Genomic DNA, 11772 nt, shown 5'->3' with positions numbered 1-11772 from the left:
GCCCAATAAACTAACAGCGGTTGGTTCAAGCTGGCAAGGATCAGCGGACGGCCATCGCCTCCGGGTCCCGCCGGACGACACGCAGCATCACGGCCGCCGCGCAGGCCGTGGCCGTCAGCATGGCGCCGGCCATCGCGGTGCCGTCGGCCCCTCCCAGGCCCACGACGGGTGCCACGAGACTACCGACGGAGAACTGAGTGAACCCCATGAGCGCGGCCGCCGTGCCCGCCCGGTGGCCCTGCCCGTTCAGCGCCAGCGCCTGACTGTTCGGCATGCTCAGCCCGTACCCGGCGACCGATAGCGCGAGCACCGCGACGACGGCGCCCAGGGGCGTCTCGCCGAAGGCCAGCAGCGGCACCAGCAGCGCCGAGCTGAACAGCCCGAGCAGGGTGGCGCAGGTGAGCACGTTCGCCGGCCCGAAGCGCCGGATGAGCAACGGGTTCACCTGGGCGAGCACCGTGAGGCCGATCGCGTTGGCGGCGAAGAGCAGGCCGAACTGCTGCTCGCTCAGCCCGAACCGGTCCTGCAGGACGAACGACGCCCCCGACACGTAGCTGAACAGCGTCGAGAACATCAGCCCCCCGACCAGGATCAGCGCGAGGTACGTCCGGTCGCCCAGCAGCTCCCGGTACGACGCGCGGGCGGCCCGGAAGGTGGGCCGGCCACGCCGCTCGGGAGGAAGGGTCTCGGGGAGCGAGGTCGCGGCCAGCACGAGCAGCACCGCGCCGAGAGCGGCGAGCGCCAGGAAGATGAACGGCCACTCGGCGACCGTGAGCACACCGCCGCCGATGGTGGGCGCGAGGGCCGGGGCCACGCCGATCACGAGGAACATCCGCGACATGACCCGCGCGTAGCCCGCCCCCGCGAACAGGTCGCGCACGGTGGCCATCGACACGACCGCGACCGCCGCGCAGGACAGGCCCTGCAGCAGCCGGGTACCGGCGAGCAGATACGGGTCACGCACGGCGAAGCACAGCAGCGAGGCGACGATGTGGCCGGTGAGCCCCACCAGCACCGGGCGGCGGCGGCCGAACACATCGGCGAGCGGTCCGGCGACCAGCTGGCCCAGGGCCAGCCCCACCAGCACACCGGTGAGGGAGAGCTGGATCCGCGACGGCTCCGTGTCCAGGTCGCGGGCCATCTCGGGCATGGCCGGGAGGTACATGTCCATCGTGAAGGGCGATATCGACATCAGCAGCGCGACGACCACCAGCACACGGGTCGAGCCCGCCGCCGAGGGAGCCGCGACAGGCGCCGGGTCCGGGCCGGGAAGAGCCCTCACCGAGGGGGTGGTGTTGTCGTCGGTCACGGGGACACGGTCCTCTCCGTACGGGGGGATCACGGCCGGAAACGCACGGGGCCTGGGGAGTTGGGGGTGGAACCCGACCGGAGAGGACCGCGAGGTCCGTCGCGACCGGTGGTCAACAGGCGAACGATGATGGATTAAAGTGCAGGAGGACGTGGAGCCCGGAGACGAGGAGAGCCCCCATGGCCCGACCGAAGGTCCCGCTGATCTCGCGCCGGAAGGCGCTCGAGGCGGCGCTCGAGATCGTCGACAACGAGGGTCTCGAGGCGTTGAGCATCCGGCGCCTGGGTGAGGCGCTCAAGGTCAACGGCGCTTCGTTGTACCACCACTTCCGCAACAAGGACGAGATCCTGGTCGGCGTCACCCAGCTCGCGCTGGCCGATGTCGCGGCCCCGCGCACCCAGAACGAGAACTGGAGGGTCTGGCTTCCGCTCAACGCGTACCGCACCCGCCAGGCCCTGATCTCGCACCCGGAGCTGATCCCGGTGATGCTGCGCCGCGCGCCGCTGGGTATCGGTCTGACGGAGGTGGAGGCGAGTGTGCGGCGGCTGCAGGACGAGGGCGTCCCGCTGCCGATGATCGTCCCTCTGATGGAGGGCCTGGAACTGATGGCGATCACCAGCGCACTCCAGGAAACCGGTATGTCCGGTTCCGAGAAGGAGGAGAACGGTGACGACGCCACCCCGTCGCTGGACGCGGCCCTCGAGGCGCGGGGCATGAGCTCCGAGGAGCTCTTCCAGCTGATGGCCTCCTCGATGCTCTCGATGATCGAGAGCACGATACAGCTGAAGGAGACGCGGCTCGCGGCCGAGCGGCTCGCCGGGGCCTGAGCGTCCGGAGAGCCGGCGGGGGAGCGGGGCACGGGCAGATGGACCCGCCGTGCGCGCGGCGGCGTGTGCGCGGCCTGGCCCCCTGGGCGTGCCGTCCACGCCGTACGTCCCGGGGACGTCAGCCGACAAGATGGAGGCTGTCCCGGTCGCGGTGCCGGTCCCGCACCGCTGCGGCGGGCTCCGTGGCGGAGCCGGGCGGGGCCCCGACCCCGGGGGGCAGACCGGCCTCGACGGTGAGCAGGTGCAGCGGCCAGTTGCCGACCCGCCACACGCCCGCGGTGTAGAGGGCCGACTTGTAGCTGCCGCGCAGATGCGCGAGCGCCGCCTCGGCGGAGGGCGCGTTCATGGACAGGCGCACCGTGGCGGTGTCGGCGGTGATCACGACGTCGGGGTACATCCAGTCCAGGCCCGCACGCACGGACGCGGTGACGGCCTCGGGATCCGCCACGGCGGGCAGGAAGGCCGGCCTCGTCGCTCCGAACCTGGCGGTGTACATCGACCAGCCCATGAGCCTGACCTCTCGTGTGTGGTGCCCCGCGGCAGGGGGCGGGGGATGAATCTGCAAGGTGCTGGGGGGAACGCGCCCCCCACCGGCCGGCGGGGGGCGCTGCCGGGCGCCGTCGCCGGAGTGCGGCGCGGAGCCGCACCCGGACGACGGAGGCGGCCGGCCGGTGTCACTCCGAGGACGGGGCCTCGATGATGCGTCCGTCCGGGAGGTAGACGACCCCCGGGTAGTCGGGCATGGAGGCGGGCTCGTCGTCGGCGAGCAGTTCCAGGGCCTCGGCCTTGTCGTCGTCGTTCAGCGGGCGGGTGTTGGTCGTGAACTCGACCATGTTGCCGTCCGGGTCCCGGGTGTAGATCGACGTGATGAACTCGTGGACGACCTCGCTCACCTTCTGGCCGCACGACAGCCAGTGCTGCTTCTTCTGCTCCAGCTCGGTGAGGTCCTTGACCTCGAAGGCGATGTGGTTGATCCACCAGGGCAGACCGAGCCCGACGGAGATCGAGGGGTCCCAGTCCTCGGGCAGCTCGACACCGTTCAGGTGGAGGTCCCAGAGCACGAAGTACGAGCCGGAGCCCTTGGCGGTCTCGTAGAACACGTGCTTCGTCCAGCCGGCCTTGGATCCGCCCATGGCCTGACGCTTGACGATCTTCACGAGCTCGAAGCCCATGACCTCGGTGTAGAACCTGTGCGACACGTCGAAGTTCTTCGGGGTGATGGCCAGGTGGTGAATCACGGCCCCTCCTCGTTGGTCGAAGACCCTTCCCGGAACCGGGGGGTGCCCTTCCACAGTGACTCACCCAACGATGATTGTCAAAGGGTTGACGTATGAACACTGCTTGTTGAAGCCTTGACGTATATCGCGGGTCACGTAACCATCTGCCCATGTCTGACCAGATGACGGCCGATCCGGCCGGTACCACCACGTCCGTGATCAGATCCGTGGCGCCCGTGCGTCGGCGCGAGGGCCTCGACTGGGCCGAATTCTCCCGTCACTGGCGCGAGGAGCATGCGGTGATCGCCCGCGGGCTGCCGGGCATGACCGGATATACGCAGGGCCACGCGATCCCCGGGGAGCAGCCCGCGGACCGCCCGCCCACCTGGGCGTACGACGGTGTGCCGCTGGCCTCCTTCCCGGACCTCGCGGCCATCGGGACACTCAGGGCACACCCGGACTACCTCGGCCGTGCCGTGCCGGACGAGGAGCGGTTCACCGACCGGGCCGGCATGGCGGCGGTCCTGCTGGAGCACTGCTTCGGCGCGGCGCCCGCCCCGGTGCCCGGGGGGCGCACGTTGATGGTGTTCACCCGCGTGGACGACGCCGATGAAGAGGCCGGCCGGGCGCTGGCCGGGGCCCTGGAGGCCGTACCGGGCGCGGATGCGGCTCTCGGCCGTCGCTGGAGCACGGCGCTGGACGTCGACCCGGGGCTCTCGCCGCGGGGCGCGGAAACCCGACGGCCGTACGACGGTCTGCTGGAGGTCTGGTTCCCTTCCGCCGCTCCGGCCACCCGGGTCGCGCAGGAGGTGGCGAGCGATCCCGCGCTCCTGCCGTTCGAGGTGTTCTGCCTGGTGGTGCGGGAGAACCGGGTCGTCTGACCTGCGGATTCCCTCGGCGGCGGAAGTGTCGTCACGACCGTTGACCCCATAACCAGATGCTGTTAGGTTTTCGCCCACGTTCGGCCACGTGACCGAGGCATTTGGCGGCGGGATGCCGCACCCCACTTCGATCACCAGCTAGGGAGCACGAGTGGTCACTCATTTGACGGACTGGGTCTCTTACAACGCGCGCCGCCACGGGCCCGAGATCGCGGTAGACGGCATCGACTCCGGCCGGCAGCTCACCTGGAGCCAGTTCGAGGACCGGGTCGCCCGGCTCAGTTCGGTCCTGGTCGACCTCGGTATCGAGCGCGGTGACCGGGTAGGGCTGATCGCGGACGACGACTGGAGGGTCCTGGCCCTGCAGTTCGCCTGCATCCGCACCGGCGCGGTCTATGTCCCGTTCAACTGGCGGCTGACGGTCGACGAGATCGCCGTGCTCTGCGAGGACGCGGACCTCGCACTGCTCCTGCACGACGGGACGTGGCAGGACACCGCCACCACGCTCGGCAAGAAGTCCGGCGTGCCACTGGCGGGCTGGGAGGGCACCGACGTCCGCAACGACATCGACGTCCTCATGGACGGGGCGGCTCCGATGGCGGGCACCGGCCCGTATCTGGGCGACCAGACCGCCCAGATCCTCTACACCTCCGGCACCACCGGCCTGCCGAAGGGCGCTCTCATCACGCTCGGCGGGCTGGCCTGGCACGCGCTGAACGTCCAGCACGAGATGGCGATCGGCGGCCCGCCCGCCCGCTACCTCAGCGCACTGCCGCTCTTCCACGCGGCCGGCCTCAACGCGATCGTCAACCCGACGCTCATGGCCGGCGGGCGGATCAGCGTCATGCGCCGCTTCGACCCGGCCCGGGCCGCCGAACTGCTCGGCGACAGCAGCCACGGGTTCACCCACTTCAACGCCGCGCCGGTGATGTACCGGATGGTGATGGAGAACGCCTCCGACTCGGCGGACTTCTCCCACATCCGGGCCGGCATGGTCGGCGGTGGCGCGATCCCGGCCGATGTAGGTGCCTACTTCAGCGAGCGAGGCCTCGAACTGCAGGCCGGCTGGGGTGCCACCGAGATGGGGCCCAGCATGACCCTGATGCCGAAGGCGTCGCGGGCGGCGAAGGCGCACACCGTCGGAATGCCCGTCCAGCACGTCCAGATGCGCGTCGTCGACCCCGTCACGCTCGAGGACGTCGCGCCGGGCGAGATCGGCGAGGCATGGGTCCGTGGCCCCGCGATCTCCCCCGGATACTGGCGCCGCGAACCCGAGAACGACGAGGCGACCGCCGAGGGCTGGTTCAAGAGCGGTGACGCCGTCTCGATCGACGAGGACGGATTCGTCGCCCTGCGGGGACGCTTCAAGGACATGTACAAGTCCGGGGGCGAGAACGTCTTCTGCGCCGAGGTCGAGCGGGTGATCGTCAGCCATCGCGACGTGCAGGACGCGGCGGTCGTCGGAGTGCCGCACGAGAAGTGGGGAGAGGTCGGCTACGCCGTGGTGGTCCCCGAGGCGGGCCGCACGGTGGACGAGTCCGGCCTGATCGCCCACGTGGCGACGCGTCTGGCCAAGTACAAGGTGCCCGTGAAGGTCGTCGTCGTCGAAGACTTCCCCCGCAACGTCACCGGCAAGATCCAGAAGAACGTGCTGCGCGACATGCTCGGCTGACTCCCGGCCGGCGTCCGCAGGACTCCGCACACCGGGCGCGGTCTCCGGCCGCAGGACCCCGGACGATCGCCAGGCACCACAGGAACCGCACACACCGCAGGAATCCCACGCACCACACCACAGCAGGACCCGGCACGAGAGGGACGTACGTGAGCGCCACGCATCTGCACAAGCAGGCCGAGCAGGCCGAGCGGGAACTGGACCTGGTCTGGAAGCCACTCACGATCAAGAACGTCACGTTGCGCAACCGCATCGTCCGGTCCGCGCACGGTACCGGGTTCGCCCGTGGCCCGGTGACGGAGACCCTGAAGGCGTACCACATGGAGCGGGCCAGGGGCGGTGTCGCGCTCAGCTTCGGCGAGGGCGGCCAGGTCCACTGGAGCTCCCCGGGCTTCCTGGACCTGACCAACGACGACATCGTCGAAGGCCTCGCCGACCTGGCGTCGTCCGTGCGGGCCGAGGGCATGAAGCTGTTCCAGCAGCTGATGCACGGCGGCCCGACGCTCTACGCGCACGACGGTTCCGCCCCCTGGGCCGCCTCCGCGGTGGCGGACCCGGTCCTGGGCCTGGTGCCGCACCCGATGACCAAGAACATGATCGACGAGGTGATCGAGGGCTTCGCCGCCGCGGCGGGCCGCGTCCGGCAGGCCGGTCTCGACGGCGTCGAGATCCACGGTGGGCACAGCTACCTCTTCAGCTCCTTCCTCGCTCCGGCCACGAACCACCGCACCGACGAGTACGGCGGAACCCTGGAGAACCGTGCGCGGATCCTCTTCGAGGCGCTGCGCGCGGTCCGTGACCGGGTCGGCCCCGACTTCGTCGTCGGGGTACGGCTCTCGCCCGACGGCGTCGACGGCATGACCACCGCCGACGACGTCCGGCAGGTGATCGAGTGGCTGGAGGAAGAGGACGGTCTGGTCGACTACCTGAACGTCTCCTACGGCAGCCACTACCGGCGCTCCAAGCTGATCGGCGTCACCCGCGAACCACGCAACTACATGGTCGAGCAGGCCACCGGGGAGATCACCAAGCGGGCCGCGCTGCCCACCATGGTCACCGGCCGGATCCTGTCCCTGCACGACGCGGAGGAGATCCTGCGCAACGGAGAGGCCGACATGGTCTCCATGGTGCGCGCGCTCATCGCCGACCCGCACATCGTCAAGAAGACGCGGGAGGGACGCACCGCGGAGATCCGCCCCTGCATCTCCTGCAACCAGGCCTGCGCCGGCGGCCTCACCAGCCGCGGCCTGATGGGCTGCGTCGTCAACCCCGCCTGCGGCCACGAGAGCAGGCGCGGCGACCACGTACTCACCATCAGCCCGCGCCGCCGCACCGTCCTGGTCATCGGCGGCGGCCCGGCCGGCATGGAGGCCGCCCGCTCCTGCGCGCTGGCCGGTCACCGGGTCGTCCTGCACGAGGGGTCCGACCGACTGGGCGGCCAGCTCAAGCTGATCGAGAAGTCCCCGACCCGTTCCGACGTCGCCGACCTGCTGCCCTACTTCGAGTCGGAGCTCGCCCGCCTCGGCGTCGAGGTCGTGCTGAACAGCGCGCTCGAGTCCCGTGAGGCCGTGGACGCCGTCGGCGCCGACCGGGTCGTCGTCGCCACCGGCGCCACGCCCCGCCGCGACGGCTTCCAGGCCTGGCGGCCCGGAAAGGCCCCGGCGGGTCTGGCCGGCGTCGACGTGCTGACCGGCTGGGACGTGCTGAACGGCGCCGAGATCACCGGTCCGGTGCTTCTCGTCGACGAACTCGGACACTACGAGGGCATCGACGTCGCCGACGCCCTCGTCCTCGCGGGCCACCGGGTGCACCACGTGACCCGCTTCTCGAACCTCGCCGCCAACATTCCGGTGGCCTACGACTACGCCGCCGGCCCGCACGCCGAGGAACTGTTCAAGGGCGACTACGAGCTGCACACCCGCACCCTCGTGCACGCCGTCGAACCGGGCAGGGCCACCGTCGCCCCGATCGCCGCCCCGCACCGCATCCAGGAGCTGGAGGTGAACACCTTCGTGTTCATGTCCGGCGCGGTCCCCGACAACGCCCTCACGGCCCAGCTGGAGGACATCCCCGAGCTGTACGTCATCGGCGACGCGCTCGGCCCGCGCACCCTGGAACCCGCGATCACCGAGGGCTCGCTCGCGGCGGCCCGGTTCGAGGAGGGCTGGCAGCGCGCGACGTGGGTGCGCTACTCCGGCGGAAGCTCCGTCTGAGGAAAGGGCATCATGGCACTCGAGCACGTACTCTCACCGCTGCGTCTGGGGCCGCTGACGCTCCGCAACCGGGTCGCCACCACGGCCCACATGACCGGCTACGCCGAGGACGGACTGGTCTCCGACACCCTCGTCGAGTACCTGACCGCCCGGGCCCGCGGCGGTGTCGGCCTGCTGATCACCGAGGCCGGCGCCGTCCACCCGACCTACCGGCCCGCGTCGTACCGGCTCTACCGGGACGACGTCGGGCCGGGGCTGGCCAGGCTCGCCGCCGCCGTGCACGCGGAGGGGGCCGTGCTGATCGGGCAGGCCAACCACGGCGGGGCTGCCTCCCCGCCGCTGCCCGACGGCCGTCCGGCGTTCTCCGCCTCCGACAACGACGGTCTCAACGGGGCCCCGGCCCGGGCCATGACACACGCCGAGATCGAGGAGATCCAGGACGCCTTCGTGCACGCCGCGCAGGTGATGTCGGAGGCCGGGCTGGACGGCTGCGAGGTGCACGGAGCCCACCACTACCTGGTCAACCACTTCCTCTCGCCACTCTACAACCGGCGCGAGGACCGCTACGGCGGGAGCTTCGGCAACCGGCTGCGTTTCCTCGCCGAGATCCTGGAGGCCATGCGGGCCACCACCCGGCCGGGATTCGTGCTGGGCGTACGGCTGAGCGCGGACATCGGTCCGGGCGGCATCGACTCCGAGGCCATGCTCGCCATCGGCCGGGCCCTGCAGGAGCGGGACCTGGTCGACTTCGTCGGGTTCTCCCTCGGCGGCCGGACCCCGGAGGCCTTCCCGCTGATGACCGGCGGCATGGAGCGGCCGGCCGGCTACGAACTGCCCTGGAACGAACTGCCCTCGCGCGGCCTGACCTTGCCCACCCTGGTCACCGGTCGTTACCGCACCCTGGAGCAGGCCGACGAGGTGATCGCCTCGGGCGCCGCGGACCTGGTCGGCATGACCCGGGCCCATATCGCCGACCCCGAACTGGTCGTCAAGACCACGTCCGGCCGTACCGCCCGGGTGCGGCCCTGCATCGGCTGCAACGAGTGCCAGCGCTCGATCATCACCGAGGGATCGATCCGGTGTGCCGTCAACCCGGCCCTGCCCGGCGCCGGCACCACGACCGAACTGCCGTTCCCCACCCGGCGGGCCCGCCGGGTCACCGTCGTCGGCGGCGGCCCGGCCGGTCTCGAGGCCGCCCGGGCCGCCGCCCTGGCCGGGCACACCGTGACGCTCTTCGAGGAGTCGGAGGAGCTGGGCGGCCTCGCCCGCCGTGCGGCGCGGGCCATGCCGAACGCGCCGGGCATGCTCGACGCGATCGCCTGGTCCGAACGGGAGGTGCGCGGCGCGGGCGTCGACCTACGGCTCGGCACCCGGGCGGACGCGGCGGCGGTGCTCGCCACCGCGCCCGACGTGGTTGTCGCGGCCACCGGATCGGTGCCGCGGCCGGGTGTCCGCCAGACGGCGCGGCCCGGTGCGTCCGTGGCGGGCGCGGACCTGCCGCACGTGGTGTCCTCACGGGACGTGCTCACACTGACCACCGTCCCCGCGACGGCGGTCGTGGTCGACGAGATCGGTGAGTACGAGGCGCTCGGCGTGGCCGAACTGCTTCTCGAGGCGGGCGCGCACGTCACCTTCGTCACGCCGTTCGCCTCGGTCGGACTGCCGGCGGAGGCGACCGGACGCCCGGCGACGGCGCTCGGCCGGCTGCGCGCCCACGGCCGCTTCACGGCGCTGCCGCTGTCGATGGTCGTCGCGGTCACCCCGGCCTCCGCCGACGTCGAGGACCTCCTCGGACACACGGTGTCCACACACGGGGCGCACCTGGTGGTGATGGTGACCCGCGCGGCGCCGTCCCGGCCCTCCTGGGGCGCGGAGCTGGGGGTTCCGGTGGAGTACGTCGGCGACGCGGTCCTCCCGAGGTCCTACCGGACCGCCGTGCGGGAGGGCTATCTGGCGGCGACACGGATCGAGGAGCTCTGCCGCACGGCACATCAGGCGCGGAGCGCGACAGCGGAGGCGAGGACATGACGAAGCCGTCGGGCACGACGAGGACGCCGCAGCAGGCGGCCGGGCAGGTCCAGGTGGTCGAGGTCGGCCCCCGGGACGGGCTGCAGAACGAGGCGACCCTCCTCGCGACCGAGGACAAGGTCCGCTTCATCGAGCTGGCGATCGCGGCCGGGGTGCGCCGGATGGAGGCCGTGTCCTTCGTCCGCCCGGACGCCGTGCCGCAGATGGCCGACGCCGAGAAGGTGATGGAGCGGGTACCCCGGCGCGACGACGTCTCGTACATCGGCCTGGTGCTCAACCGGCGCGGCTTCCTGCGTGCCATGGACTCCGGCGTCGACGAGATCAACCTGGTCGTCGCCGCCAGCGACTCCTTCAACCGCCGCAACCAGAACGCCGGCACCGACACCCTCGCCGCCATGGTGGAGGAGGTCCTCGAACTCGCCGGCTCGGCCGGGATGCCGGCGTCGGTGACGATCGCGACCGCGTTCGGCTGCCCCTTCGAGGGCGAGGTGGCGCCCGACACGGTCGCCTCCCTCGTCGCGCGGGCCTCGGCCGCCGGCGCCCGTGAGATCGCGCTGGCCGACACCATCGGGGTGGGTGTGCCGCGTCAGGTGCGTGAACTCTTCGCCGCCGCCCGTGCGTTGACCGACGTACCGCTGCGCGCGCACTTCCACAACACCCGCAACACCGGCTACGCGAACGCCGTGACGGCCCTGGACCTGGGGGTGAACATCCTCGACTCCAGCATCGGCGGTATCGGCGGCTGCCCCTTCGCGCCGCGGGCGACAGGCAACATCGCCACCGAGGACCTCGTCTACACGCTCGACCGTTCGGGTGTCACCACCGGGCTGTCCCTCCCGGCCCTGGCCGACGCCGCCGCGTTCATCGGCGGGAAGCTGGGCAAGGAGGTCCCCTCGATGGTGTCCAAGGCGGGCGGCTTCCCGCAGAAGGAGGCGTCATGACGTCCGAGAGGCCCCGGGTCCCGTCCAGTCACCTCGACCTGACCAGGGCGTTGACCGCCACCCTGTCCACGATCGGCCCGGGCGGGGTCCCCCAGGTCACCGCGATCGCGTTCCACTACGACGAGAGCGACGGACTCTTCCGCATCTCGCTCAACGACAGCCGGCAGAAGGCCCGCAACCTGCGCAGGACCCCGCTGGCCACGCTGTTCGTCATCGACCCGGAGAACAGGTTCCGGACGCTGGAGATCCGCGCGGACGTCGCGCTCGAACCCGACGCCGACTTCTCGTTCGCGGCCGAGGCCGGGGCCAAGTACGGCCACGACTTCCACGACCTCGACGCGCCGGGCCAGACCCGCAGCAAGGTCACCTTCCACCCCCGGCGGATCGTCGCGACGGACCTGACGCCCCGCTGAGAGCGCCCCGCCGGGCGTGTACCGGGTTCCTGGTGAGGCGGTGTCGTGCCGCGTCACCAGGGGCCCGGTTCTCGTGCGTGGCGCTTCGGTGCGCATCCACGCCAGGGCGTCACCACGGCGCGCGGGCCGGTGGACGGCCGGGGCGGACGTCCCGCCCGTCCGCTGCCGGGCCACCGGGTGGGACCTGTCCAGGCGCCCGGTTCCGGGCCCTGCGGTTCGTCGCCGCCCCGGGCGGTTCCTGTCCACGCTCTCCGGGCGAGGTCTGCCGGAC

General features: G+C 71.5%; 10 protein-coding genes. 7 read left to right on the top strand and 3 right to left on the bottom strand.

The window, feature by feature from the left end:
- Positions 1-40: 40 nt before the first annotated feature.
- Positions 41-1309, bottom strand: a complete 1269-nt coding sequence (locus ACIF9R_RS14265) for a multidrug effflux MFS transporter (RefSeq protein ID WP_399978907.1) — start codon at positions 1307-1309, stop codon at positions 41-43.
- A 179-nt stretch (positions 1310-1488) separates the two neighbouring features.
- Between ACIF9R_RS14265 and ACIF9R_RS14260 the strand changes: the two genes are divergently transcribed.
- Entirely contained in the window at positions 1489-2136 is a 648-nt protein-coding gene (locus ACIF9R_RS14260) for a TetR/AcrR family transcriptional regulator (protein WP_399978905.1), read from the top strand.
- A gap of 118 nt (positions 2137-2254) precedes the next feature.
- On the opposite strand, the gene ACIF9R_RS14255 is transcribed toward ACIF9R_RS14260, so the two are convergent.
- Complete coding sequence (locus ACIF9R_RS14255) at positions 2255-2644, bottom strand: hypothetical protein (RefSeq protein WP_399978902.1); 390 nt, start codon at positions 2642-2644, stop codon at positions 2255-2257.
- A 166-nt stretch (positions 2645-2810) separates the two neighbouring features.
- Entirely contained in the window at positions 2811-3374 is a 564-nt protein-coding gene (locus ACIF9R_RS14250; RefSeq protein WP_399978899.1) for a VOC family protein, read from the bottom strand.
- 149 nt (positions 3375-3523) lie between these two features.
- Here ACIF9R_RS14250 and ACIF9R_RS14245 point away from each other — a divergent pair, with 149 nt between their 5' ends.
- From ACIF9R_RS14245 to ACIF9R_RS14220, 6 genes are all read left to right on the top strand, one after another.
- On the top strand, positions 3524-4234 hold the full coding sequence (locus ACIF9R_RS14245) for an EthD domain-containing protein (protein WP_399978897.1): 711 nt from the start codon (positions 3524-3526) through the stop codon (positions 4232-4234).
- A 151-nt stretch (positions 4235-4385) separates the two neighbouring features.
- On the top strand, positions 4386-5906 hold the full coding sequence (locus ACIF9R_RS14240) for a class I adenylate-forming enzyme family protein (RefSeq protein WP_399978895.1): 1521 nt from the start codon (positions 4386-4388) through the stop codon (positions 5904-5906).
- A gap of 149 nt (positions 5907-6055) precedes the next feature.
- Positions 6056-8119: an FAD-dependent oxidoreductase gene (locus tag ACIF9R_RS14235; protein WP_399978893.1), complete on the top strand. Its 2064-nt coding sequence runs from the start codon at positions 6056-6058 to the stop codon at positions 8117-8119.
- Positions 8120-8131: 12 nt separating this feature from the next.
- Positions 8132-10147 carry an FAD-dependent oxidoreductase gene (locus ACIF9R_RS14230; protein ID WP_399978891.1) on the top strand — a complete coding sequence of 672 codons (2016 nt, stop codon included), beginning with the start codon at positions 8132-8134 and terminating at the stop codon, positions 10145-10147.
- Entirely contained in the window at positions 10144-11088 is a 945-nt protein-coding gene (locus tag ACIF9R_RS14225) for a hydroxymethylglutaryl-CoA lyase (RefSeq protein WP_399978889.1), read from the top strand. The genes ACIF9R_RS14230 and ACIF9R_RS14225 overlap by 4 nt, the downstream gene beginning before the upstream one ends.
- Positions 11085-11501 carry a TIGR03618 family F420-dependent PPOX class oxidoreductase gene (locus tag ACIF9R_RS14220; RefSeq protein ID WP_399978886.1) on the top strand — a complete coding sequence of 139 codons (417 nt, stop codon included), beginning with the start codon at positions 11085-11087 and terminating at the stop codon, positions 11499-11501. The genes ACIF9R_RS14225 and ACIF9R_RS14220 overlap by 4 nt, the downstream gene beginning before the upstream one ends.
- Positions 11502-11772: the final 271 nt, after the last annotated feature.

Origin of the sequence: Streptomyces sp. NPDC086080, assembly GCF_044540255.1 — a bacterium.
GTDB lineage: Bacteria > Actinomycetota > Actinomycetes > Streptomycetales > Streptomycetaceae > Streptomyces.
The sequence above is the reverse complement of the archived record's forward strand: the minus strand, read 5'-3'. Positions and strand labels throughout refer to the sequence as shown.

What these genes read in the sequence shown, in the direction of transcription:
- ACIF9R_RS14225 (WP_399978889.1), top strand. Translation starts at nt 10,144, where the DNA reads ATGACGAAGCCGTCGGGCACGACGAGGACGCCGCAGCAGGCGGCCGGG.
- ACIF9R_RS14220 (WP_399978886.1), top strand. Translation starts at nt 11,085, where the DNA reads ATGACGTCCGAGAGGCCCCGGGTCCCGTCCAGTCACCTCGACCTGACC.
- ACIF9R_RS14245 (WP_399978897.1), top strand. Translation starts at nt 3,524, where the DNA reads ATGTCTGACCAGATGACGGCCGATCCGGCCGGTACCACCACGTCCGTG.
- ACIF9R_RS14260 (WP_399978905.1), top strand. Translation starts at nt 1,489, where the DNA reads ATGGCCCGACCGAAGGTCCCGCTGATCTCGCGCCGGAAGGCGCTCGAG.
- ACIF9R_RS14230 (WP_399978891.1), top strand. Translation starts at nt 8,132, where the DNA reads ATGGCACTCGAGCACGTACTCTCACCGCTGCGTCTGGGGCCGCTGACG.
- ACIF9R_RS14255 (WP_399978902.1), bottom strand. Translation starts at nt 2,644, where the DNA reads ATGGGCTGGTCGATGTACACCGCCAGGTTCGGAGCGACGAGGCCGGCC.